The 24,698-nt window shown below is 66.8% G+C and carries 20 protein-coding genes, 3 tRNA genes and 1 pseudogene; all 24 read left to right on the forward strand.

Annotation, left to right across the window (positions count from 1 at the left end):
• Positions 1-596 precede the first annotated feature (596 nt).
• A pseudogene (gene tig, locus J8J14_RS12840) lies at positions 597-1,376 on the forward strand (trigger factor); the annotation flags it as partial.
• A 170-nt stretch (positions 1,377-1,546) separates the two neighbouring features.
• Positions 1,547-2,224, forward strand: coding sequence for an ATP-dependent Clp endopeptidase proteolytic subunit ClpP (gene clpP / locus J8J14_RS12845; RefSeq protein ID WP_209379928.1), 678 nt, complete (start codon positions 1,547-1,549; stop codon positions 2,222-2,224).
• A gap of 166 nt (positions 2,225-2,390) precedes the next feature.
• Positions 2,391-3,647 carry an ATP-dependent Clp protease ATP-binding subunit ClpX gene (clpX, locus tag J8J14_RS12850; RefSeq protein WP_209379929.1) on the forward strand — a complete coding sequence of 419 codons (1,257 nt, stop codon included), beginning with the start codon at positions 2,391-2,393 and terminating at the stop codon, positions 3,645-3,647.
• A 180-nt stretch (positions 3,648-3,827) separates the two neighbouring features.
• Positions 3,828-6,245: an endopeptidase La gene (lon, locus tag J8J14_RS12855; RefSeq protein ID WP_209379930.1), complete on the forward strand. Its 2,418-nt coding sequence runs from the start codon at positions 3,828-3,830 to the stop codon at positions 6,243-6,245.
• A gap of 151 nt (positions 6,246-6,396) precedes the next feature.
• Positions 6,397-6,468 (forward strand) — tRNA-Val (locus J8J14_RS12860).
• An 81-nt stretch (positions 6,469-6,549) separates the two neighbouring features.
• Positions 6,550-6,626 (forward strand) — tRNA-Asp (locus J8J14_RS12865).
• A 59-nt stretch (positions 6,627-6,685) separates the two neighbouring features.
• Positions 6,686-6,762 (forward strand) — tRNA-Asp (locus tag J8J14_RS12870).
• A 250-nt stretch (positions 6,763-7,012) separates the two neighbouring features.
• On the forward strand, positions 7,013-7,381 hold the full coding sequence (locus J8J14_RS12875; protein ID WP_209379931.1) for an NADH-quinone oxidoreductase subunit A: 369 nt from the start codon (positions 7,013-7,015) through the stop codon (positions 7,379-7,381).
• A 103-nt stretch (positions 7,382-7,484) separates the two neighbouring features.
• Positions 7,485-8,045, forward strand: a complete 561-nt coding sequence (locus J8J14_RS12880) for a NuoB/complex I 20 kDa subunit family protein (RefSeq protein ID WP_209379932.1) — start codon at positions 7,485-7,487, stop codon at positions 8,043-8,045.
• Positions 8,038-8,724, forward strand: a complete 687-nt coding sequence (locus J8J14_RS12885) for an NADH-quinone oxidoreductase subunit C (RefSeq protein ID WP_342452442.1) — start codon at positions 8,038-8,040, stop codon at positions 8,722-8,724. Before J8J14_RS12880 ends, J8J14_RS12885 begins: the two co-directional genes overlap by 8 nt.
• Positions 8,721-9,974 (forward strand): NADH-quinone oxidoreductase subunit D, encoded by a 1,254-nt coding sequence (locus tag J8J14_RS12890; RefSeq protein WP_209379934.1) that lies wholly within the window; start codon positions 8,721-8,723, stop codon positions 9,972-9,974. Before J8J14_RS12885 ends, J8J14_RS12890 begins: the two co-directional genes overlap by 4 nt.
• Positions 9,971-10,642, forward strand: a complete 672-nt coding sequence (locus J8J14_RS12895; RefSeq protein ID WP_209379935.1) for a complex I 24 kDa subunit family protein — start codon at positions 9,971-9,973, stop codon at positions 10,640-10,642. Before J8J14_RS12890 ends, J8J14_RS12895 begins: the two co-directional genes overlap by 4 nt.
• A gap of 1 nt (position 10,643) precedes the next feature.
• Positions 10,644-11,954, forward strand: coding sequence for an NADH-quinone oxidoreductase subunit NuoF (nuoF, locus tag J8J14_RS12900; RefSeq protein WP_209379936.1), 1,311 nt, complete (start codon positions 10,644-10,646; stop codon positions 11,952-11,954).
• A gap of 5 nt (positions 11,955-11,959) precedes the next feature.
• Entirely contained in the window at positions 11,960-14,032 is a 2,073-nt protein-coding gene (gene nuoG, locus J8J14_RS12905; protein WP_209379937.1) for an NADH-quinone oxidoreductase subunit NuoG, read from the forward strand.
• Positions 14,032-15,042, forward strand: coding sequence for an NADH-quinone oxidoreductase subunit NuoH (gene nuoH / locus J8J14_RS12910; RefSeq protein ID WP_245215740.1), 1,011 nt, complete (start codon positions 14,032-14,034; stop codon positions 15,040-15,042). Before nuoG ends, nuoH begins: the two co-directional genes overlap by 1 nt.
• A 37-nt stretch (positions 15,043-15,079) precedes the next feature.
• Positions 15,080-15,568, forward strand: a complete 489-nt coding sequence (gene nuoI, locus J8J14_RS12915; protein ID WP_209379939.1) for an NADH-quinone oxidoreductase subunit NuoI — start codon at positions 15,080-15,082, stop codon at positions 15,566-15,568.
• Positions 15,565-16,284, forward strand: coding sequence for an NADH-quinone oxidoreductase subunit J (locus J8J14_RS12920; protein WP_209379940.1), 720 nt, complete (start codon positions 15,565-15,567; stop codon positions 16,282-16,284). Before nuoI ends, J8J14_RS12920 begins: the two co-directional genes overlap by 4 nt.
• The gene (gene nuoK / locus J8J14_RS12925) at positions 16,284-16,595 is read left to right on the forward strand and encodes an NADH-quinone oxidoreductase subunit NuoK (protein ID WP_209379941.1); all 312 of its coding nucleotides are present in this window, start codon (positions 16,284-16,286) and stop codon (positions 16,593-16,595) included. The genes J8J14_RS12920 and nuoK overlap by 1 nt, the downstream gene beginning before the upstream one ends.
• Before the next feature lie 6 nt (positions 16,596-16,601).
• Positions 16,602-18,518, forward strand: coding sequence for an NADH-quinone oxidoreductase subunit L (nuoL, locus tag J8J14_RS12930; protein ID WP_209379942.1), 1,917 nt, complete (start codon positions 16,602-16,604; stop codon positions 18,516-18,518).
• Positions 18,515-20,026: an NADH-quinone oxidoreductase subunit M gene (locus J8J14_RS12935; RefSeq protein WP_209379943.1), complete on the forward strand. Its 1,512-nt coding sequence runs from the start codon at positions 18,515-18,517 to the stop codon at positions 20,024-20,026. Before nuoL ends, J8J14_RS12935 begins: the two co-directional genes overlap by 4 nt.
• An 8-nt stretch (positions 20,027-20,034) precedes the next feature.
• On the forward strand, positions 20,035-21,456 hold the full coding sequence (nuoN, locus tag J8J14_RS12940) for an NADH-quinone oxidoreductase subunit NuoN (protein WP_209379944.1): 1,422 nt from the start codon (positions 20,035-20,037) through the stop codon (positions 21,454-21,456).
• Positions 21,453-22,178, forward strand: coding sequence for a biotin--[acetyl-CoA-carboxylase] ligase (locus J8J14_RS12945; RefSeq protein ID WP_209379945.1), 726 nt, complete (start codon positions 21,453-21,455; stop codon positions 22,176-22,178). Before nuoN ends, J8J14_RS12945 begins: the two co-directional genes overlap by 4 nt.
• A gap of 22 nt (positions 22,179-22,200) precedes the next feature.
• Entirely contained in the window at positions 22,201-23,022 is an 822-nt protein-coding gene (locus tag J8J14_RS12950) for a type III pantothenate kinase (RefSeq protein WP_209379946.1), read from the forward strand.
• Positions 23,019-24,671, forward strand: coding sequence for a ribonuclease J (locus J8J14_RS12955; protein ID WP_209379947.1), 1,653 nt, complete (start codon positions 23,019-23,021; stop codon positions 24,669-24,671). Before J8J14_RS12950 ends, J8J14_RS12955 begins: the two co-directional genes overlap by 4 nt.
• The last annotated feature ends 27 nt before the right edge of the window (positions 24,672-24,698 follow it).

Genomic DNA, 24,698 nt, shown 5'->3' on the forward strand with positions numbered 1-24,698 from the left:
AGGACGTGGCCGAGGACCGCGCCGCCACGAAGGGTGACGTGGTGATCGCCGACTTCGTGGGCCGGCTGGTGACCGAGGGCGTCTCGGGCAACCTGATGCCGCCCGTGTTCGGCAAGGACGTGGCGGTCTCGTCCAGCCCGCGCGGCCTGGCCAGCCAGGCCGATATGGGCGAGGCGGATGGCGCGGCCTATGCCGACTTCGCCATCCAGCCCGGCTCGGGCGAGGAGACGATCAAGAACGTCCGCGTGGCGCTGGGCAAGGTGGGCTTCGCGGCCCGCCCGGGCGAGACCTTCGTCGTTTCCCTCCGCTGGGGCGTGACCGAGGGCAGCCTGCCCGCCAAGACCTCCGCGCGCCTCTACCTCGCCGGGCTGGACGCCGCGGGCAAGGTGGTGGCCGAGGAGATGGCGAACCTGCCGCTGGGCGAGGGGCTGCAGGAGGCCTCCATTCGCTGGACCGTGCCCGAGGTGGAGGGGCTGGCTTCCGTGCAGCCCGCGCTGCGCCTGGCCTTCGCCGAGGCTCCGGCCGCGGCCCTCACGCTCCGCATCGCCGCGCCGGGCCTGACCCGCGAGGGCGGGGAGGGTTCCGTGAGCGAGCCCTTCCCGGGCGGCACCGCGAATGAGATGCCGATCGAGGTGGGCGGCGAGGGCTTCATCCCCGGCTTCACCGAAGGGCTGGAGGGCATTCGCCCGGGCGAGACGCGCAAGATCCGCGTTTCCTTCCCCGAGGGCTATGGCTCGACCGAGCTGGCCGGCAAGCCGGCAGAGTTCGAGATCACCGCCAAGGCGCTGAAGACCCGTGCCCCGGCCCCGGCCGATGACGAGTTCGCCAAGTCCCTGGGGCTGGAGAGCGCCGAGCAGCTGCGCGAGGAGCTGAAGAAGTCCATCCAGAGCGAGTATGACGGGCTGACCCGCCTGCGGGTGAAGCGCGCCCTGCTCGACCAGCTGTCCGACCGCGCCGACTTCGCCGTGCCCGAGGGCATGGTGGAGGCCGAGTTCGGCCAGATCTGGGCCCGGGTGGAGGAGGACCGCAAGGCGGGCCGCCTGGACGCCGAGGATGCCGGCAAGGACGAGGAGACGCTGAAGGCCGACTACCGGAAGATCGCCGAGCGGCGCATCCGGCTGGGCCTGCTGCTCTCCGAGATCGGCCGGACGAACAACATCCAGGTGAACCAGGACGAGCTGTTCCAGGCGATGCGTCGCGAGGCCTCCCGCTATCCCGGCCAGGAGAAGCAGGTCTTCGAGTTCTTCCAGAAGAACCCGCAGGCGCTGGAGAACCTCCGCGCCCCGATCTTCGAGGAGAAGGTTGTGGACTTCATGCTGGAACTGGCGAAGGTGACGGATACGACCGTGACCCCGGCCGACCTGCAGGCGGCCTGAGGCTGCCACATTCCGGCCCCGCCCCCCTTTCGCGGGGGGGCGGGTTGCCCCATCTTGGGGTGGAAGATTTGCCGGCAGAGGGGACCGGGCGGGTGCCGCGGCTGGGCCGGGTTCCCATCCGGGCGGTGCCATCGGGGACGCACTTCTCCGCCGGCGGGGAAGGATAAACGATGACCCGCTCCGTGTTTGTCGATCGCGATCCGATTGATGTTTTCAACAACTCCCTTGTTCCGATGGTGGTCGAGCAGACCGCCCGCGGGGAACGCGCCTTCGACATCTATTCGCGCCTGCTGAAGGAGCGGATCATTTTCCTGACGGGTCAGGTCTATGACCAGGTCTCGTCGCTGATCTGCGCCCAGCTGCTCTTTCTTGAGAGCGAGAATCCGAACAAGGATATCGCCTTCTACATCAACAGCCCGGGCGGCGTGGTTTCGGCCGGCCTCGCGATGTATGACACGATGCAGTATATCCGCAGCCCCGTTTCCACGGTCTGCCTCGGCATGGCGGCCTCCATGGGCTCGCTGCTGCTGACGGCGGGCGAGAAGGGCAAGCGTTTCGCGCTGCCGAACAGCCGGATCATGGTCCACCAGCCCTCCGGCGGTGCCCAGGGCCAGGCGACGGACATCGAGATCCAGGCCCGCGAGATCCTTGATCTCCGCAAGCGCCTGAACCAGATCTATGTTCATCATACCGGTCAGCCCGTCGAGGAGATCGAGCGCAAGCTCGAGCGCGACACCTACATGTCCGCCGAGGAGGCGCAGGCTTTCGGTCTGATCGACCAGGTCGTGTCCAAGCTTCCCGCGAGTGGCTCGGTTTCCACGCCGGCGGTCGAGGGGCCGCGCAGCTGATGGAGCGCCGCCGCCCTTCCCGGTTCGGGATCTGTTCCCGCGGGTGGGGCGGCGCGGCCGTCACAATTTCGTCCCATGCTTCCCCGGAAGGGGGAGGGGGGTTATCTTGCCTTCTTGACGCCCCGACGGCGCCGGCTTCCGGCCCGGTCAGGGGCGAGGAGCGCACATGAGCAAGTCCGGCGATTCCAAGAATACTCTTTACTGCTCGTTCTGCGGCAAGTCGCAGCACGAGGTGCGCAAGCTCATCGCCGGCCCGACGGTGTTCATCTGCGACGAATGCGTCGAGCTGTGCATGGACATCATCCGCGAGGAGCACAAGACGCACCTCGTGAAGTCCCGCGATGGGGTTCCGACGCCCAAGGAGATCTGCAAGGTCCTCGATGACTATGTCATCGGGCAGGAGCACGCCAAGAAGGTGCTCTCCGTGGCCGTGCACAACCACTACAAGCGGCTGGCGCATGGCGCCAAGTCCGGCGAGGTGGAGATCGCCAAGAGCAACATCATGCTCGTCGGCCCCACCGGATCGGGCAAGACGCTGCTCGCCCAGACCCTGGCCCGCATCCTCGACGTGCCCTTCACCATGGCGGACGCGACGACGCTGACCGAGGCCGGCTATGTCGGCGAGGATGTCGAGAACATCATCCTCAAGCTGCTCCAGGCCGCGGATTACAACGTGGAGCGGGCGCAGCGCGGCATCGTCTATATCGACGAGGTCGACAAGATCTCCCGCAAGTCGGACAACCCCTCGATCACGCGCGACGTGTCGGGCGAGGGCGTCCAGCAGGCGCTGCTGAAGATCATGGAGGGCACGGTGGCCTCCGTTCCGCCCCAGGGCGGCCGGAAGCACCCCCAGCAGGAATTCCTGCAGGTGGACACCTCCAACATCCTCTTCATCGTGGGCGGTGCCTTCGCCGGGCTGGAGAAGATCATCGCGGCCAAGGGCAAGGGCTCCGGCATCGGCTTCGGCGCCGATGTGAAGGGGCCGGATGAGCGCCGCCAGGGTGCCATCCTGCGCGAGGTCGAGCCTGAGGACCTGCTGAAGTTCGGCCTGATCCCCGAGTTCATCGGCCGCCTGCCGGTGATCGCGACGCTCGAGGACCTGGACGACAAGGCCCTGATCGAGATCCTCACCAAGCCGAAGAACGCGCTGCTGAAGCAGTATCAGCGCCTCTTCGAGATGGAAGGGACGAAGCTGACCTTCACCGAGGACGCGCTGAAGTCGGTGGCGAACCGTGCCATCCAGCGCAAGACCGGTGCCCGTGGGTTGCGTTCCATCATGGAGGGCATCCTGCTCTCGACCATGTTCGACCTGCCCGGGCTGGACGAGGTTGAGGAGGTGGTGGTGAACAAGGAGGTGGCCGAGAACCGGGCGCAGCCGCTGTTCATCTATGGTGAACGGCCGGCGGAGCAGACTAGCGCCTGAGCCGGCAAGCCCTTCCATGGTGACATGGGAGGGCACCCTTATTGCATGGCCTGTAGAGCCGGGGCGGCCCTCCCGCCGTTGTGGGAAGGCTGCCCCGGCACCACATTAGGGCCTTACCCGTGGTGACGGGGACGTGCCCGATCGGGGCGTTCCCGCGCCGACTGTCCAAGCGAGGTCCCCATGGCGGATTCTGAAGCGGCACTGGTCCGGGGCGAGGCTCTGCCCGTCCTTCCCCTCCGCGATATCGTTGTATTCCCGCATATGATCGTTCCCCTTTTCGTGGGGCGCGAGAAGTCCGTGCGCGCGCTGGAAAGCGTGATGCGCGAGGACAAGCAGATCCTTCTCCTGGCGCAGCGGAACGCCGCCCAGGATGATCCGGAGGCGGGCGACCTGTTCGAGGTCGGCACTGTTTCCACCGTCCTCCAGCTCCTGAAGCTCCCGGACGGCACCGTGAAGGTGCTGGTCGAGGGTGGCCGCCGCGCGCGCGTGGTGGGCTGGAAGGAGACGGGCACGCATTTCGAGGCTTTCGCCGAGACCATCGAGGAGACCAGCCCCGAGCCGCGTGAGGTCGAGGCGCTGAGCCGCTCGGTCGTCAGCCAGTTCGAGGGCTATATCAAGCTCAACAAGAAGATCGCGCCGGAGGTGCTGGTCTCGATCAACCAGATCGAGGAGCCAGCCAAGCTCGCGGACACGGTCGCGGCCCATCTGAACCTTAAGATCGCCGAGAAGCAGGAGCTGCTGGAGACGGTGGGCGTGCCCGCCCGTCTCGAGCGCGTCTTCGCGCATATGGAAAGCGAGATCGGCGTTCTTCAGGTCGAGAAGCGCATCCGGAACCGCGTGAAGCGGCAGATGGAGAAGACCCAGCGCGAGTACTACCTGAATGAGCAGATGAAGGCCATTCAGAAGGAGCTGGGCGAGGGCGAGGAAGGCAAGGACGAGATCGCCGAGCTCGAGGAGAAGATCAAGAAGGCCGGTCTCTCCGCCGAGGCTCGCGAGAAGGCGCAGGGCGAGCTGAAGAAGCTGCGCGGCATGTCCCCCATGTCGGCCGAGGCCACTGTCGTCCGGAACTATCTGGACTGGATGGTGTCCATCCCCTGGAAGAAGCGCACCAAGGTGCGGATCGACCTGGAGGAGGCGCAGCGCGTCCTGGACGCCGACCACTACGGCCTGGACAAGGTCAAGGAGCGGATCATCGAGTACCTGGCCGTCCAGAGCCGGTCCAAGAAGATCCGCGGCCCGATCCTGTGCCTCGTCGGCCCTCCGGGCGTCGGCAAGACCTCGCTTGGCAAGTCCATCGCCAAGGCGGTGAACCGCAACTTCGTGCGCATGTCGCTGGGCGGCGTGCGGGACGAGGCGGAGGTGCGCGGCCACCGGCGGACCTATATCGGCTCCATGCCGGGCAAGGTCATCCAGGGCATGAAGAAGGCGAAGACGGCCAACCCGCTCTTCCTGCTGGACGAGATCGACAAGCTCGGCGCCGACTGGCGCGGGGACCCGTCCTCGGCCCTGCTGGAGGTGCTGGACCCCGAGCAGAACGGGACCTTCAACGACCACTACCTGGAGGTGGATTACGACCTGTCGGACGTGATGTTCATCACGACCGCCAACTCGCTGAAGATGCCCCAGCCGCTGCTGGACCGCATGGAGATTATCCGCATCCCCGGCTACACCGAGGATGAGAAGATCGGCATCTCCCGCCGCCACCTGATCGGCAAGGTCACTGAGGCGAACGGGCTGAAGCCGGACGAGTGGAGCGTCTCGGACGAGGCGATCCGCGACCTCGTGCGCTACTACACGCGCGAGGCCGGCGTCCGGAACCTGGAGCGCGAGATCGGCGGCCTGGCCCGCAAGGCGGTCCGCGAGATCGTCTCGGGCAAGGCGACGACGGTCGAGATCACCGCCGAGAACCTGGGCAAGTATGCCGGGGTGCGGAAGTTCCGCTATGGCGAGGCCGAGGCCGAGGACATGGTGGGCGCCGTCACCGGCCTTGCCTGGACCGAGGTGGGTGGCGAGATCCTGACGATCGAGGCCGTGCTGCTGCCCGGCAAGGGCGCGGTGAAGCACACCGGCAAGCTCGGCGACGTGATGCAGGAGAGCGTTTCCGCGGCGGTGTCCTATGTGCGCAGCCGCGCGACGAGCTTCGGCATCAAGCCGACCGTCTTCGAGAAGCGGGACATCCATGTCCACGTGCCCGAGGGCGCGACGCCGAAGGACGGGCCTTCCGCGGGCATCGCCATGGCGACGAGCATCGTCTCGATCCTCACCGGCATCGCCGTTCGCAAGGACGTGGCCATGACCGGCGAGATCACGCTACGCGGCCGGGTGCTGCCGATCGGCGGGTTGAAGGAGAAGCTCCTCGCGGCGCTCCGCGCCGGGGTGGGCACGGTCTTCATCCCGAAGGAGAACGAGAAGGACCTGGCCGATATCCCGGAGAGCGTCACCAAGGCGCTGAAGGTCATTCCCGTCTCCCATGTTGACGAGGTGATCTCCCAGGCCCTGGTGCGCCAGCCCAAGGCGATCGACTGGATCGAGCCGGAGGAGGTCAACCCGGCCAAGCCCGCAGCCGGTGACCCGGCGGGCGCCAGCCTGCCGCACTGAGCGGGATCCCTGGATCCCTGGTATTGAAGGGGGGCGCCGGCCTGTGCCGGCGCCCTTTTTCATGCCGTGGGGCCGGGCGTGAGCCAGGAGGATTGCCCCGGGGGCGCGGTTGCGCTTCAAGGCTCCTGGGCCGCCCAGAAACGGGCAGGGCGGGCGCTTAGCTCAGCGGTAGAGCGCCTCGTTTACACCGAGGATGCCGGGGGTTCGAATCCCTCAGCGCCCATTCCCGCCCATGTCCCGCAAGGGAATGGTGACATCGGGTTGACAGGCCCCGCCGCAGCCCATAAACGGCCCCACATCGCACGCGGGTGTAGCTCAGTCGGTTAGAGCGCCGGCCTGTCACGCCGGAGGTCGCGGGTTCGAGCCCCGTCACTCGCGCCACGCGATGCGATCCTTGCGCCGCTCCCACGGGCGGCGCTTTGCTTTCGGGACTACCTTGTGCGGGTGTAGCTCAGTCGGTTAGAGCGCCGGCCTGTCACGCCGGAGGTCGCGGGTTCGAGCCCCGTCACTCGCGCCATTCAACGCCTTTCAAAGCGCCGCCCCCTGGGGCGGCGTTTTGCGTTCCGGACTTCCTCTTCTGCTTGCGAATTGCTCGCAAGTGTTGATTAAGCTGCATCCATTGTGCTGAACTGGGCCGGTGGCCCCTATGGCGGCCGACCATCCTTGACTATATGGTGCGCAGCGTTGCGCTGCGGCATGGCCTCAGCGCCCATGGGCGTATCCGGTGGTCAGTCAACCCTGGGTGCCCCGAAGCACCGAGGGGCACCATGACCCAGCCGTTGCTGGCCAACTACTTCCCGATCCTGGTTTTCCTGGGCATCGCCGCGGCGATCAGCATCGCCATGGTGGGCGGTTCCGTTCTGGCCGCCCGCCAGAAGCCGGATGCGGAGAAGCTCTCGACCTATGAGTGCGGGTTCGAGCCGTTCGAGGACACGCGGCATCGCTTCGACGTGCGATTCTACCTCGTGGCGATCCTGTTCATCATCTTCGACCTGGAGGTGGCCTTCCTGTTCCCCTGGGCCGTGGCGCTGGGTGGGATCGGCTGGCTCGGCTTCCTCTCGATGATGGGCTTCCTCGGGCTGCTGACGGTCGGGTTCATCTATGAGTGGCGCAAGGGCGCGCTGGACTGGGAATGAGCCGCGCGACGCGCGGTGAGGTGAGCCGCGTGAGCGAGCGTGGCGAGACGGGCCGCATGGCCCGCAGGATGATGACGCGCGGTGACGCGCGGAGGACGATGCGATGAGCGGCGTCAACAGCGAACAGATGGCCTGGAACAATCAGGCTCTTCCCCCGGGGCCGGAGCAGGACGCGGTGATCCGCGGCGTGACCGGCGAGATCGAGGAGAAGGGCTTCGTTGTCGCCAACCTGGACAAGGTGGTGAACTGGGCCCGCACGGGCAGCCTCTGGCCGATGACCTTCGGCCTGGCCTGCTGCGCCGTGCCGATGATCCACGCCTATATGGCGCGCTACGATCTGGACCGTTTCGGCGTGATCCCGCGTGGGTCGCCGCGCCAGTCGGACGTGATGATCGTGGCGGGCACGCTGACCAACAAGATGGCCCCGGCCCTGCGCAAGGTCTATGACCAGATGAGCGAGCCGCGCTGGGTGATCTCCATGGGCAGCTGCGCCAACGGCGGCGGCTACTATCACTGGAGCTACAGCGTGGTGCGCGGCTGCGACCGCATCGTGCCTGTGGATGTCTATGTCCCGGGCTGCCCGCCGACGGCGGAGGCGCTGGTCTATGGCATCATGCAGCTGCAAAAGAAGATCCGCCGGACCGGGACGATTCTCCGTGGCTGAGCTTTCCCCGAACCTATCCCCCGACCTGACCGCCCTGGGCGAGCAGGTCGCCGCGGCCATGCCGCCCGGCGCCGTGCTGGAGGCCTTCGTGGTCCGCGGGGCGGAGCTGACCATCCGCATCCGCCGCGACGCCGTGCTTCCCGTGATGGCGGTGCTGCGGACGGACCCGCGCTTCGCCTTCGAGCAGTGCATGGATCTCTGCGGCGTGGACTGGCCGGAGCGCGCCGAGCGCTTCGACGTGGTGTGGAACCTGCTGTCCCTCACTCACAATCACCGCATCCGGGTGGTGACCACGACGGATGCGGAGAATCCCGTGCCGAGCGTGACCGCCATCTGGCCGACCGCCGGCTGGTTCGAGCGCGAGGCCTGGGACATGTATGGCATTGCCTTTGAGGGCAATGTGGACCTGCGCCGGCTCCTCACGGATTACGGCTTCCAGGGGCACCCGCTGCGCAAGGACTTCCCGCTGACCGGCCATGTCGAGGTCCGCTACGACCCCGAGCGGCGCGAGGTGGTCTATGAGCCGGTGAAGCTCCAGCAGGACTTCCGCAATTTCGACTTCCTCTCCCCCTGGGAGGGCATGACCACCCTGCCGGGCGACGAGAAGGTGCATCTGAACCGGATCGCGCCGCCGCCCGCATCGCTTCTGGAGAAGCCGGAAGCGGAGAACCAGCCATGAGCCTGACGACCGGCGCCCTGAATTCTGCCGACACCCAAGCCACCGGTCCGGACGCCGCTGCCGAGCCCGGTCTGCGGCGGGTGGAGGTGGACAGCCACACCATTAACTTCGGCCCCCAGCATCCGGCCGCCCATGGCGTGCTGCGCCTCATCCTGGAAATGAAGGGCGAGGTTGTGGAGCGTGCCGACCCGCATATCGGGCTGCTTCATCGCGGCACCGAGAAGCTGATCGAGTACAAGACCTATGTGCAGGCGATGCCGTATTTCGACCGGCTCGACTACGTCTCGCCCATGTGCATGGAGCATGTCTTCGCGCTTGCGCAGGAGCGGCTGCTTGGCATCCAGGCGCCGCTGCGCGCGCAGTATATCCGCGTGCTCTTCGCCGAGATCACGCGCATCCTGAATCACCTGCTGAACATCACCACCTATGCGCTGGACTGCGGTGCGATCACGCCGCCGCTCTGGGGCTTCGAGCAGCGCGAGATCCTGCTGGAATTCTACGAGCAGGTTTCGGGCAGCCACTACCATGCCAACTACTTCCGGCCGGGTGGTGTGCATCGCGACCTGCCGGCCGGCATGCCGGAGCGGATTCGCGCCTGGGCCAATGGCTTCCCGAAGTTCATCGACGACCTGGATGGGCTGCTGACGCATAACCGCATCTTCAAGCAGCGCACCGTGGATATCGGCGTCATGACCGCCGAGCAGGCGATGGAGTGGGGCTTCTCCGGCCCCTGCCTCCGCGCCTCCGGCATGGCCTGGGACCTGCGGCGCCAGCAGCCCTATGACGTGTATGACCGGATGGAGTTCGAAATCCCGGTCGGCCGCCATGGCGACTGCTATGACCGCTATCTCGTCCGCATGGCGGAGATGCGGGAGAGCCTGAAGATCATCCACCAGTGCCTGGACCAGATGCCGGAAGGCCCGGTGCGGGTGCAGGACAACAAGATCACGCCGCCGAAGCGCGGCGAGATGAAGCGTTCGATGGAATCCCTCATTCACCACTTCAAGCTCTACACGGAGGGCTTCCACATTCCCGCCGGAGAGACCTACACCGCGGTGGAAGCGCCGAAGGGCGAGTTCGGGGTCTATCTCGTGGCCAACGGCACCAACCGTCCGCACCGGTGCAAGATCCGGGCGCCGGGCTTCGCGCATCTCCAGGCGATGGAGGTGCTGTCCAAGGGGCATATGCTGGCGGATGCCGTGGCGGTGATCGGCAGCCTCGATATCGTTTTCGGGGAGATCGACCGGTGACCGAAGCAGCTGTTGATCACCTCGACCCGAACTGGCGCAACAGCCAGGCCGAGCCGGATAGCTTCGAGTTCGACGCGGAGAGCGAGGCGCAGATCGCCAAGATCCTGGCCCGCTACCCTGCCGAAAAGAAGGCTTCGGGCGTGATCCCGCTTCTGTACGTCGTGCAGAAGCAGATGGGCCGGCAGACCGGCAGCGCCTGGGTGCCGCGCGTGGCGATGGACAAGGTGGGCGAGCGCCTGGGCATGGCGCCGATCCGCGTCTTCGAGGTCGCGACCTTCTACTTCATGTTCAACACCCGTCCGATCGGGCGCTTCCACCTGCAAGTCTGCGGCACCACGCCCTGCATGCTACGCGGTTCGGACGACGTGCTGCGCGCCTGCAAGGATGCGGGCAAGCTCAAGGGCTATGGCGACACCAGCGAGGACGGGGCGTTCACCCTGACCGAGGTGGAGTGCCTTGGCGCCTGCGTGAACGCGCCGATCCTTCAGGTGGATGACGACTACTACGAGGACCTGGACTACGACCGCACGGTTCAGCTGATCGAGGCGCTCCGGCGCGGCGAGCGGCCGAAGCCGGGCAGCACCATCGGGCGCCAGACCAGCGCGCCGGAAGGTGGGCCGCTGACGCTGCTTGACGTGCCCCTGGCTCGTGAAGGGGGAGGGAACTGACATGGCCCTTCAGGACAAGGACCGCATTTTCACCAACCTGTACGGCGTGCAGCACTGGGGGCTGCAGGCCGCGCAGAAGCGTGGCAACTGGGATGGCACGTCCGGGCTGATCGCCAAGGGCCGTGACTGGATCATCGAGGAGGTGAAGCAGTCCGGCCTTCGTGGCCGCGGCGGCGCCGGCTTCCCGACGGGGCTGAAGTGGTCCTTCATGCCCAAGTCCAACCCGGACGGGCTGCCCTCCTATCTCGTCGTCAATTCCGACGAGTCGGAGCCGGGCACCTGCAAGGACCGGGACATCCTGCGCCACGATCCGCACACGCTGATCGAGGGCTGCCTGCTGGCGGCGGTCGCGATGAACGCCTCGGCCGGCTACATCTATGTGCGCGGCGAGTATTACAACGAGCACCTGGTGCTGCAGGCCGCGATCGACGAGGCCTATGCGGCGGGGCTGCTCGGCAAGAACGCGGCCGGGTCGGGCTATGACTTCGACCTCTACGTTCATCGCGGCGCAGGTGCCTATATCTGCGGCGAGGAGACGGCGCTCATCGAGTCCCTTGAGGGCAAGAAGGGCATGCCGCGGCTGAAGCCGCCCTTCCCGGCGGCGGTGGGCCTCTATGGCCGGCCGACGACGGTGAACAATGTCGAGACCATCGCGGTGGTGCCGACCATCCTGCGGCGTGGCGCGGGCTGGTTCGCCGGCTTCGGCCGGCCGAAGAACTCGGGCACGAAGATCTTCTGCATCCAGGGCCATGTGAACAAGCCCTGCAATGTGGAGGAGGAGATGAGCATGCCGTTGCGCGAGCTCATCGAGCGCCATGCCGGTGGCGTGCGCGGGGGCTGGGACAACCTGCTCTGCGTGATTCCCGGCGGCTCCTCCACGCCGCTGCTGCCCAAGCACATCTGCGACGACGTGCTGATGGACTTCGACGCGCTGCGCGAGCACAAGTCGGGCCTTGGCACGGCGGGGGTGATCGTGATGGACAAGTCCACGGACCTGATCCGCGCCATCGCCCGGCTCTCCAAGTTCTACAAGCATGAGAGCTGCGGCCAGTGCACGCCCTGCCGCGAGGGCATGGGCTGGGTCAGCCGCATGATGGACCGCATGGTCGAGGGCCGCGCCGAGATCGACGAGATCGACGTGCTGGAGGACGTGACGAAGCGCATCGAGGGGCACACGATCTGTGCGCTCGCCGATGGCGGCGTCTGGCCGGTGCAGGGCCTCATCCGCCACTTCCGTCCGATGATGGAGGAGCGGATCGCCGAGTATAAGAGACAGCATGCCGCCCGGCCCTTGCCGATGGCGGCGGAGTGAATGTCATGAGCGACGTGAAGCTCATCAAGGTCACGGTGGATGGCCAGGAGATCGAGGTGCCGCTTGGCGCCACGGCACTCCAGGCGGCGGAGCTGGCGGGGGCCGAAATCCCCCGCTTCTGCTATCATGAGCGCCTGTCCATCGCCGGCAATTGCCGCATGTGCCTCGTCGAGGTGGAGAAGGCGCCGAAGCCCGTGGCTTCCTGCGCCTTCCCCGTCATGGACGGGATGAAGATCATCACGGACAGCCCGACTGTGCGGAACGCACGGCGGGGCGTGATGGAGTTCCTGCTGATCAACCACCCGCTGGACTGCCCGATCTGCGACCAGGGCGGCGAATGCGACCTGCAGGACCAGGCCGTGGCCTATGGCCACGACGCCAGCCGCTACCGCGAGCACAAGCGCAGCGTGACGGACAAGTATTTCGGCCCGCTGATCAAGCCGATCATGACGCGCTGCATCCAGTGCACGCGCTGTGTCCGCTTCTCGACCGAGGTGGCCGGCACGCCGGAGTTGGGCGCCGTGAGCCGCGGCGAGGCGTTGGAGATCACCACCTATGTGGAGAAGGCCCTCTCCTCCGAGCTGTCGGGCAACCTGATCGACATCTGCCCGGTGGGCGCGCTGACCAGTCGGCCCTATGCCTATATGTCCCGGCCCTGGGAACTGTCGAAGGTGGACAGCATCGACGTGCTGGACGCCACCGGCACCAATATCCGGGTGGACAGCCGCGGGCCGGATGTCCTTCGCATCCTGCCGCGCGTGCATGAGGAGGTGAATGAGGAGTGGATGGCCGATCGCGGCCGCTTCTCCTTCGACGCTCTGAAGCATCGCCGCCTCGACCGCCCATGGGTGAAGCGGGACGGCAAGCTGCGTCCGGCGAGCTGGCCTGAGGCCTTCGAGGCGATCGCCGCGCGGCTGAAGGGGCTTCCGGGGGACCGGATCGGCGCCGTGGCCGGCGGGCTGGCGGATGCCGAGAGCGTGCTGGCGCTGAAGGACCTGATGGCCGGGCTCGGTTCGCAGAACCTGGACTGCCGTGAGGACGGTGCGGCGCTGGATGGCTCGAACCGCGCCTTCTACCTGTTCAACAGCACCATTGCCGGGATCGACCAGGCCGATGCGGTGCTGATCATCGGCAGCAATCCGCGTGTCGAGGCGCCGGTGCTGAATGCGCGCATCCGCAAGCGGGCCATGGCCCGGGTGCCGGTGGGCGTGATCGGGCCGCGCCCCGACCTCACCTACCCGGCGCAGCATCTGGGCGACGGCCCCGACGCGCTGCGCGGTTTGATGGATGGGGCGTTCGGCGAGGCGCTGCGCAAGGCCAAGCGGCCGCTCATTCTGCTCGGCCGCGGCGCCCTGCGCCGGCCGGACGGCGCGGCGATTCTCGCCGCTGCCTGGAAGCTGGCGCAGTCGCTCAACGCCATCACCGGCGAGTGGAACGGCTTCAACCTGCTGCACAATGCGGGCGGCCAGGTGGCTGCCCTTGATATCGGCTTCCTGCCGGGGCAGGGGGGCAAGCATCTCGGCGCCATGCTGGGCGGCGGGGTGGATGCCCTCTGGCTGCTGGGCGCCGACGAGCTGGACCCCGCCCTCATCGGGGCGGAAACCTTCGTGATCTACCAGGGCCACCACGGCGACCGCGCCGCGGCGCGGGCCGACGTAATCCTTCCCGGGGCCAGCTACCTCGAAAAGGACGGGCTCTATGTCAGCACCGAGGGGCGCGTTCAGCGCGGCCGCCGGGCGGTGTTCCCGCCGGGCGAGGCGCGCGAGGACTGGCGCATCCTGCGGGCGGCGAGCGACTATCTGGGCGGGGCGCTGCCCTATGATGATCACGCGGCCATCCGGCAGCGCCTGATCGAGGTGAACCCGGTCTTCGCCCATCCGGACGAGGCACCGGTTCCGGCCCCCGTGCCTGGTGCCCCGGCGGGGGATGCGGGCGCGCTGGGGAGCGAGCCCTTCGCCCCGGCCATCACCAATTACTACCAGGCGGACATCTTCGGCAGGGCCAGCGACGTGATGGCCGAATGCGCGCGGGCCCACGCCGCCCAGGGCGCGCCCACCCCGGCGATGGCGGCTGAGTGATGGACGGCTTTCTGAACTCCCCGATCGGGATCCTGTCCCTCACCGTCGCGCAGGCGCTGGCGCTGCTGGTCCCGCTGCTGATCGGCGTGGCCTACATGACTTGGGCCGAGCGCAAGATCATGGCGGCCATGCAGCTCCGGAAGGGTCCGAACGTGGTCGGCCCGTTCGGCCTGCTGCAGCCCTTCGCCGATGCCGGCAAGATGCTGATGAAGGAGACCATCGTGCCCACGGGCGCGAGCCGGGTCCTCTTCATCATGGCGCCGATGCTCACCTTCATCCTGGCGATGATCGCCTGGGCGGTGATCCCGGTGAACGAGGGCTGGGCGATTGCCGACATCAATGTCGGCATCCTCTATCTCTTCGCCATCTCCTCTCTCGGCGTCTATGGGATCATCATCGCGGGCTGGGCGTCGAACTCGAAATACGCCTTCCTCGGCGCGCTCCGCTCGGCGGCGCAGATGGTGTCCTACGAGGTCTCCATGGGCTTCGTGATCGTCACCGTGCTGCTCTGCGTGGGGTCGCTGAACCTGACGGAGATCGTGCTCGCGCAGAAGGGGCTCTGGTTCGCCATCCCCCTCTTCCCGATGTTCATCATCTTCTTCATCTCTACGCTCGCGGAGACGAACCGGGCGCCCTTCGACCTGCCCGAGGGTGAATCGGAGCTCGTGGCGGGGTTCTTCGTGGAATATTCCGCGATGACCTTCGCGCTCTTCTTCCTCGGTGAGTACGCGAACATGATCCTCATGTCGTCGCTCACCACCATCCTCTTCCTCGGAGGCTGGCTGCCGCCCTTCGACGTGGCGCCCCTGAACTGGGTGCCGGGACCGGTCTGGTTCATCCTGAAGGTCTGCTTCTGCCTCTTCGTCTTCGTCTGGGTCCGCGCCACCTTCCCGCGCTACCGCTATGACCAGCTCATGCGGCTTGGCTGGAAGGTGTTCCTGCCGATCAGCCTCGTCTGGCTGGTGCTGACCGCCGCGGCTCTCAAGATCTTCGGGTGGCTGCCGGCATGACCCGCCCCAACACTGCATGCGGAAAGGTCCGCCCGTCATGGCGACGCTAGACCGAGTTGCGCGCAGCCTGCTGCTCACGGAGCTTGTCTCCGGCATGTGGCTGACGCTGAAGGCCTTCTTCTCGAAGAAGGCCACCATCTCCTATCCCTCCGAACGCTCTCCGCTGAGCCCGCGTTTCCGCGGCGAGCATGCGCTGCGTCGCTACCCCAATGGGGAGGAGCGCTGCATCGCGTGCAAGCTGTGCGAGGCGGTTTGCCCGGCCGTGTGCATCACCATCGAGTCCGAGCCGCGGGAGGATGCCTCCCGGCGGACCACGCGCTACGACATCGACATGACGAAGTGCATCTATTGCGGCCTCTGCGAGGAGGCCTGCCCGGTGGATGCCATCGTGCTCGGGCCGAACCTCGAGTTCGCGACCGAGACCCGCGAGGAGCTGTTCTACGACAAGCAGAAGCTCCTCGATAACGGCGATCGCTGGGAGCCGATGCTCGCCGCGCGCCTGAAGGCGGACGCACCCTACCGATGATCGCCGGACTCGCCTTCTACGCCTTCGCGGCGGTGCTGATCGCCAGCGCCGTGATGGTCGTCACCAGCCGGAACCCGGTGCACAGCGTGCTGTTCCTGATTCTCGGCTTCTTCAATGCGGCCGCGCTCTTCCTCCTCGCGGGGGCCGAGTTCCTGGCGATGATCCTGGTCATCGTCTATGTGGGCGCGGTTGCGGTGCTCTTCCTCTTCGTCGTGATGATGCTGGACATCGACTTCGCCCAGCTTCGCCAGGGCTTCCAGCGCTACGCGCCGGTCGGCGCGGTGATCGGGGGCATTCTTCTGCTGGAACTGCTGTTCGTGTTCGGCGCCTGGCAGTCCAGCGGGCAGGCGGGCGTGCTGCGCCTGAACCCGGTGGCTGGCGATGTGCAGAACACCGTGGCGATCGGGCGGGTGCTCTATACGGAGTATGTCTTCCTCTTCCAGGCGGCGGGCTTCATCCTGCTGGTCGCGATGATCGGCGCAATCGTGCTGACCCACCGGGACCGCGCCCGGAGCAAGCGCCAGGACATCACGGCCCAGGTCACGCGCCGCACGCAGCTCGACATGGCCTCGGTCCCCGTCGGGGCCTCCATCGGGCAACTCGGCATCCTGCGCCCGCTGCCCCCGGAGGAGCCCAAGCCGAAGGCGGTCGCGCATGGCCATCAGGGGCATGACGATCACGGCCATGGGGGCCACGGCCATGGGGGGCACCACTGATGCTTGAGATCGGCCTCGGCCATTACCTCACGGTGGGCGCGATCCTCTTCGTGCTCGGCGTGTTCGGGATCTTCCTCAACCGGAAGAACATCATCGTCATCCTGATGTCGATCGAGCTGATCCTGCTCTCGGTGAACCTCAACCTGGTGGCCTTCTCCTCCAATCTGGGGGACCTCACCGGGCAGATCTTCGCGATGTTCATCCTGACCGTCGCGGCCGCCGAGGCCGCGATCGGGCTGGCCATCGTCGTCATCTATTTCCGCAACCGCGGCAGCATCGAGGTGGAAGACGTGTCCACCCTGAAGGGTTAGGGCGCCATGTTCGTCGGTGCCGTTTTCTTCCCCCTGCTGGGCGCCACCCTCGCCGGCTTCTTCGGCCGCTGGCTGGGCGACCGCCTGTCCATGTGGGTTTCCGTGGGCTGCATGGTGCTGGCCGCCATCTGCGGCGTCTCGGCCTTCGTCGAGGTGGGGCTGCATTCCGCGCCCCGCACCGTGACCATTTCCGAATGGATCAGCGTCGGTGGCCTGACCGTGGACTGGGCGCTCCGCTACGACACGCTGAGCGCCATGATGGTGGGGATGGTGACCTTCATCTCCACTTTCATCCACCTCTACAGCGTCGGCTACATGTCCCATGACGAGACGCCGCCGCGCTTCTTTGCCTATCTCGGCCTCTTCACCTTCGCCATGCTGATGCTGGTGACCGCCGACAACCTCGTCCAGCTCTTCTTCGGCTGGGAAGGCGTCGGCCTCGCGAGCTACCTGCTCATCGGCTACTGGTATGAGCGCGAGAGCGCGAACCGGGCCTCGATGAAGGCGTTCATCGTGAACCGGGTTGGCGACCTGTTCTTCATGCTGGGCATGGCGCTGATCTTCTGGACCTTCGGCGCGCTCACCTTCGGCGACATCTTCGCGCGCGTCGAGGAAATGCGGGGGGTTACCTTCGCCGGTATGCCGGCGCTCGAGGTGATCTCGGTGCTGCTGTTCCTCGGTGCCTGCGGAAAATCGGCCCAGCTGGGCCTGCACACCTGGCTTCCGGACGCGATGGAAGGGCCGACCCCGGTTTCGGCGCTGATCCATGCCGCCACCATGGTGACGGCGGGCGTGTTCCTGCTGGCGCGCATGTCGCCCATCTTCGAATACGCCCCGAATGCCCTGACCCTGGTGACGATCGTCGGGGCATCCACCGCCTTCTTCGCAGCGACGATCGGCTGCGTGCAGAACGACATCAAGCGCATTATCGCTTATTCGACCTGCTCGCAGCTCGGCTACATGTTCTTCGCCATCGGCGTGGGCGCCTACCAGGCGGCGGTCTTCCACCTCTTCACCCATGCTTTCTTCAAGGCACTGCTCTTCCTCTCCGCGGGCTCGGTCATCCACGCCATGTCGGACGAGCAGGACATCCGAAAGATGGGCGGCATCTGGACCAAGATCCCCATCACCTATGCCGTGATGTGGATCGGCAGCCTGGCCCTGGCCGGCATTCCCTTCTTCGCCGGCTACTATTCGAAGGACATGATCCTGGAGAGCGCCTTCGCCGCCCATACCGGGGCGGGGATGTATGCCTTCGTCCTGGGCCTGATCGCGGCCTTCCTCACCGCCTTCTACTCCTGGCGGCTCCTCATCCTGACCTTCCACGGCAAGCCGCGGGCGGATCACCATGTGATGGAGCACGTGCATGAGAGCCCGGCGGTGATGCTGATCCCGCTGCTGGTGCTGGCTGTCGGCGCGCTCTTCACCGGCGCGGTGTTCTACGACCTCTTCGTGGGCCACCATCAGGCCGAGTTCTGGAACGGCTCGATCTTCACGGCCGAGCACAACCATGTGCTGCACCACGCGCATGAGGTGCCGGAATGGGTGCCGCTGGCGCCCACCGTGATCGCCATCTCGGGCATCGTGCTGGCCTACCTGTTCTACATGTTCGCACCGGCGATCCCGGCGCGGCTGGCGCAGACCTTCCCCGGGCTGCACCGCTTCCTGCTGAACAAGTGGTATTTCGACGAGCTGTATGACGCGATCTTCGTCCGGCCCTTCCGCCGCCTCTCGCAGGTGTTCTGGAAGACGGGCGACGCGACCATCATCGACGGCATCCCCAATGGCGTCGCCGCGATCACGGTCGATGCCGCGCGCGGCGTGGCACGCTTCCAGACCGGACGCGTGGCGAACTACGCCTTCACCATGATCGCGGGCCTCGTGGTCTTCGTCTCCGTCATCTTCCTGGGCTTCACCCGATGAACGCGGCCGGCTTCCCGCTGCTCTCCCTGCTCACCTTCCTGCCGCTGGCGGGGGTTGTGGCGATCCTGTGCGTGCGGGGGGATGAGGCGACCGTCGCCTCCAACGCCCGCTGGACCGCGCTCTGGACCAGCCTGATCGTCTTCACGCTCTCGCTGATCCTGTGGTTCAGCTTCGACCCGCGGAGCGCCGACGCGCAGTTCGTGGAACAGCTCGCCTGGCTGCCCGAGTTCGGCGTGAACTACCACATGGGTGTGGACGGTATTTCCGTCCTCTTCGTGTTGCTCTCCACCTTCCTCACCCCGCTCTGCATCCTTGCTTCCTGGGAAGCGGTGCAGACCCGGGTGCGGGAATACATGATCGCCTTCCTCGTCCTGGAGACGATGATGGTCGGCATGTTCTGCGCGCTCGACCTGATCATCTTCTATGTGTTCTTCGAGGGTGTGCTGATCCCGATGTTCCTCATCATCGGGGTATGGGGCGGGCAGCGCCGGGTCTATGCGGCCTTCAAGTTCTTCCTCTACACGCTGCTCGGCTCGGTGCTGATGCTGCTGGCCATCCTGGCTCTCTGGTACAATGCGGGCAGCACGGACATCGCGGCGCTGATGCAGACGCCGCTGCCGTCCAGCTGGCAGTACTGGATGTTCCTGGCCTTCTTCGCCTCCTTCGCGGTGAAGGTTCCGATGTGGCCGGTGCATACCTGGCTGCCAGACGCGCATGTCGAGGCGCCGACAGCCGGCTCGGTGATCCTGGCGGGCGTGCTGCTGAAGATGGGTGGCTACGGCTTCCTGCGCTTCTCCATCCCGCTCTTTCCGGACGCCTCGGCCTTCTTCGCGCCGCTGGTCTTCGCCCTCAGCGTCGTGGCGGTGATCTACACAAGCATGATCGCCTTCGTGCAGACCGACATGAAGAAGCTCATCGCCTATTCATCGGTGGCCCATATGGGCATCGTCACGATCGGCCTGTTCACCTTCAACCAGCAGGGCATTTCCGGCGCGCTCTTCACCATGCTGGCGCATGGCGTTGTCTCCGGCGCGCTCTTCCTCTGCGTGGGCGTGCTGTATGACCGGGTGCATTCGCGCGAGATCGCCCGCTATGGCGGCGTGGCGAAGGTCATGCCGGCCTATGCGCTGGTCTTCATGCTCTTCACGATGGCCAGCGTGGCCCTGCCGGGCACCGCTAACTTTCCTGGTGAGTTCCTGGTGATTACCGGCGCCTGGCGTTCCAGCCCCTGGGTGGCGCTGGGTGCCGGCACCGGCATGATCCTGGGCGCTGCCTATATGCTTTGGCTGTATCGCCGTGTGGTCTTTTCCAGGATCACGCGGGACGAGGTGCGGGGCCTTCTCGACCTCTCCCCGCGGGAGCTGGCGATCTTCGCGCCGCTGATCGTCCTGACCCTCTGGATGGGACTCTACCCCTCCTCCTTCACCCATGTCTGGGAGGCCTCGGTCGCCGTGCTGGTGGAGCGGCATGAGGCCGCCCTCGCCGTGTCGCGGGTGGCGGGCCTGTGAGCGCGACGATGAACTGGACTCTCGCCCTTCCTGAAATCCTGCTGGCGGCGGCCGGCCTCGTGCTTCTCCTGGCCGGCGTGATCCCCAAGCGGGACACGACCTTCCCTGTCACGATGGGAACGCTGGGCGCCCTGCTCATCGCCGCCGTGCTGGTGATGGCCACGCCGGATGGGATGGCCTTCGGCACGCAATTTGTGTCCGACGGCTTCGCGCGCTTCGCCAAGGTGCTGATCCTGCTCGGCGCCGCCTCCGGCCTAATGCTGGCGCTGGACTGGAACGAGAAGCAGGGCATCGCCCGCTTCGAATTCCCGATCCTCGTCCTCTTCAGCACCATCGGCATGATGGTGATGGTCTCCGCGGCGGACCTGATCACGCTCTATATGGGGCTGGAGCTGCTCTCGCTCTCGCTCTACGTGATCGCCGCCTTCGATCGGGACAATGCGCGCTCCGCCGAGGCCGGGCTGAAGTACTTCGTCCTCGGCGCCCTGGCGTCCGGCCTTTACCTTTATGGCGCCAGCCTCACCTATGGCTTCTCCGGCTCGACGAGCTTCGCGGCCATTGGGAATGCCGCCACCGGAGACGGCGCCGTCTCGCTCGGGCTGCTGGTCGGCGTGACCTTCGTGATCGCCGCCCTGGCGTTCAAGATCTCCGCCGTGCCCTTCCACATGTGGACGCCGGACGTCTATGAGGGCGCGCCGACGCCGGTGACGGCGTTCTTCGCCTCCGCACCCAAGGTGGCCGCCGTCTCGCTTCTCGTGCGCGTGCTGGCCGATCCCTTCGCGGAACTCGCCGCGCAGTGGCAGGGCGTGATCTATCTTGCCTCGCTCGGTTCGATGCTGCTGGGCTCCTTCGCGGCGCTCCGGCAGAACAACATCAAGCGCCTGATGGCCTATTCCTCCATCGGTCATGTCGGCTACGCGCTGATGGGCCTCGCGGTCGCCACCGATACGGGCCTGCGGGGCGTCATGCTCTACATGGCGATCTATCTCGTCATGAATGCGGGCGTGTTCGCCGTGCTCGTCTCCATGCGGCGGCAGGGCCGGGCGCTGGAGCGGGTGGAGGATCTGGCAGGGCTTGGCCGCACCGATCCGGCCATGGCCGTGGCCATGGTGGTGTTCATGTTCTCCATGGCGGGCATCCCGCCGCTCGCGGGCTTTTTCTCGAAGCTCTACGTATTCCTGGCGGCGGTGCAGGAGGGCTACTGGGTTCTCGCCACCCTCGGCGTGCTCACCAGCGTAGTCAGCGCCTATTACTATCTGCGGATCATCAAGGTGATGTATTTCGACGCGCCCGAGGGTTCGCTCGATCCGCGGCCGGCGGCGGTTTCTGTCGTGCTCGCCGCCTCGGGACTCTTCAACGTGCTGTTCTTCCTCTTCCCCGCACCGATCGTCGCGGCGGCGACAGCCGCGGTCGCGGCACTGGCGGGGTGACCGGCGTTCCGGCGGGCTGGCGGCTCCATATCCATGATGAGCTGCCCAGCACCGCCGATGTGATCCGCGCGGCGGGCGAGGGGGGTGAGGCCGAACGCCTTGCGGTCCTAGCCCGCCGGCAAAGCGCGGGGCGGGGAACCCAGGGCCGGTCCTGGGTGTCGCCCGAGGGCAATCTCTACCTCTCCCTTCTTCTCCGCCCGGAATGCCTGGCGCGCGACGTGCCCCAATGGGGCCTGCTGGCAGCCGTCGCGGTGCATGAGGCGCTGCAGGCCCATGCGGGACCGGGGCTTTCGCTGAAATGGCCGAACGACCTTCTCCTCGGGGGAGCGAAATGCGCCGGGATCCTGACCGAAGCGGGGATCGGCGGGGACGGGCGGTTGTCCTGGCTCTCCCTGGGGATCGGCGTGAACCTGCTTCATGCCCCGGCAGTGCCGGGGCGGCCGACCGCCGCGCTGCCGCCTCCACCAGTGCGGCCGGAGCAGGCCGCGGCCCGCATCATGGCCTCGCTTGATCGCTGGCGGGCCATCTGGCTGCGTGAGGGCTTCGAGCCGGTCCGCCTGGCCTGGCTGGCCCATGGCCATGCGCCGGGGCACCCGATTGCCGTGAGCGGAGCGCGGGGCATTCTGGAAGGGCAATTCGCGGGGCTGGACGAAAGGGGCGGATTGCGTCTTCGCACTGCAACCGGCATGGAAACGCTCATGGCCGGGGAGGTGAGCTTCTGACGGCCACGGGGGGAAGTGCTGCATGCTTCTGGCCATCGATGCCGGCAACACCAATGTCGTCTTTGCCGTGCATGACGGCGCCGAATGGCGGGGCCGCTGGCGCATCGCCACCCGGGCGGACCGCACGAGCGACGAATACGCCGTCTTTCTCCTCGCCCTGCTGTCCCAGCACGGGCTGAAACCCACCGACATCACCGGCTGCGCCATCGGAACGGTCGTTCCCGCGGCCCTCTACAGCCTTCGGCGCCTGGCACGGGAATGGTTCGACTGCGAGCCGCTCGTTGCCCGCGCCGGGAGCGTCGAATGGGGCTTCGAAATCTTGGTGGACCGGCCCAAGGAGGTCGGAGCGGACCGGCTGCTGAATGCGCTTGCGGCCCATCACCACTATACCGCGCCGCTGATCGTGATCGATTTCGGAACCGCTACGACCTTTGACGTGGTGGGGGATGGGGGCGCCTATATCGGCGGCATCATCGCGCCGGGAATCAATCTTTCAATCGAGGCGCTGCATCGCGCCGCGGCCAGGCTGCCCCGGATCGGCATTGGCCGGCCCCAGTCCGTCATCGGGCGGGATACGGTCCCGGCCATGCAATCCGGCATTTTCTGGGGCTATGTGGGGCTGGTGGAAGGGCTCGTTGCCCGCATCCGAGCGGAGCATGGCGGTCCCCTGAAGGTGATCGCGACCGGTGGCCTCGCCCCCTTGTTCGCCGAGGGCACCACCGTCATTCAACATACTGATCCCGATATCACGCTGGAGGGGCTGCGGCTGTTGGCGGCCCGGAACCCACCACCCATCTTCCACAAGACAACGCTCCCAGAATCTCTCAAGAACGAGAACGAATGACCTTCGACGCGACCGACGACCTCGCCTTCCTCCCTCTTGGGGGGACGGGGGAGATCGGCATGAACCTCAATATCTACCGCCTGGATGGACAGCTCCTGGCGGTGGATTGCGGCATCGGCTTTGGCGGCGCCGACGCGCCTGAGGCCGAGATCCTGGTGCCGGACCCCGCCTGGCTTTCCGAGCGCAGGGACCGGTTGGTGGGGCTGGTGATCACCCACGCCCATGAGGACCATCTCGGGGCGGTCGCGTCGCTCTGGCCGGTTCTCCGCTGCCCCATCTATGCCAGCCCCTTCGCGAGCGCCGTCCTGCGCCGCAAGCTCGGCGAGGCCGGGCTGATGCATGAGGTGACCCTCCACACCCTCCCGCTCTCCACCCGGGTGAAGATCGGGAATTTCGACCTGCAGTTCCTGCGCGTGGCGCATTCGGTGCCCGAGGCGCAGGCCCTGGCCATCCGCACGCGGCACGGGATCGTCCTGCATACCGGCGACTGGAAGTTGGACCCTGACCCCCTGATCGGAGAGCCGACCGATGAGGCCGCCTTCGCCGCCCTGGGGCGCGAAGGCGTGCTGGCCATGGTCTGCGACAGCACGAATGCCCTGGTCGATGGGCATTCCGGCAGCGAGGCCGATGTCCGGAAGGCGTTGTTCGAGCTGATCGCCAGCCTCAAGGGCCGGATCGCGGTGGCCTGCTTCGCCACCAACATCGCGCGCGTGGACTCGATCACCCGCGCTGCCCTGGCGGCCGGACGCCGGGTGGCGCTGTTCGGGCGTTCCCTTCGCAACGCGGATGCCGCCGCGCGGGAAACCGGCTATTTCAAGGACCTGCCGCCCTTCCTGGAGGAGGACGAGGCGGGATACCTGCCGGATGACGAGCTGCTGATCATCTGCACGGGCAGCCAGGGTGAGCCCCGCTCGGCGCTCGCCAAGATCGCCGCCGACACCCATCCCCAGATCTCCCTTGGGGAGGGCGACACGGTGATCTTCTCGTCCCGGATGATTCCGGGGAATGAGAAGGCGATCATGAATGTGGAGGCCGCCCTTTACCGCGCCGGCTGCCGCGTGATCACCCCGGACTCCGAGCACCCCGTCCATGTCTCGGGCCATCCGGCCAAGGACGAGCTGCGCCGGCTCTACGAGTTGGTGAAGCCCCGCCACGCCGTTCCGGTGCATGGCGAGTGGCGGCACCTGCAGGAGCACGCCGCCCTCGCGAAGGAGTTCGGCGCGACGCCGCATCTGATCGAGGACGGTGATGTGCTGCGCCTCGGCCCCGGCCAGGCCGAGGTGGCGGAGACGGTGCAAAGCGGCAAGCTGGCGGTGGACGGGCCCCGGCTGCTTCCGCTCGATGGCGCGGTGTTGGGCGCGCGGCGTCGCATGCTCTTCAACGGCGTGGTGGTCGGCTCGGTCGCGGTGGATGACCAGGGCCGTGTGGTCGGGTCGCCGCAGATCTCCGCCCCCGGGCTTTTCGAGCCTGGCGAGGAGGAGCCCATCCAGATCGCGGCGGATCTGGCGCGAATGGTGAACGACCTGCCGGCCCCGCTGCGGCGGGAGGATTCGGCCCTGAGGGAGGCGGCACGTTCCGCCCTTCGCAAGGCGGTTGGCCGGCGCCTCAAGAAGCGCCCGCTCGTGGAACTGCACCTGCTGCGCGTGTAGCAGGCCGGAACCGGTCTGCCCGCCCCT

This window comes from Pararoseomonas baculiformis (genome assembly GCF_017813395.1).
GTDB classification, from domain to species: domain Bacteria; phylum Pseudomonadota; class Alphaproteobacteria; order Acetobacterales; family Acetobacteraceae; genus Roseomonas; species Roseomonas baculiformis.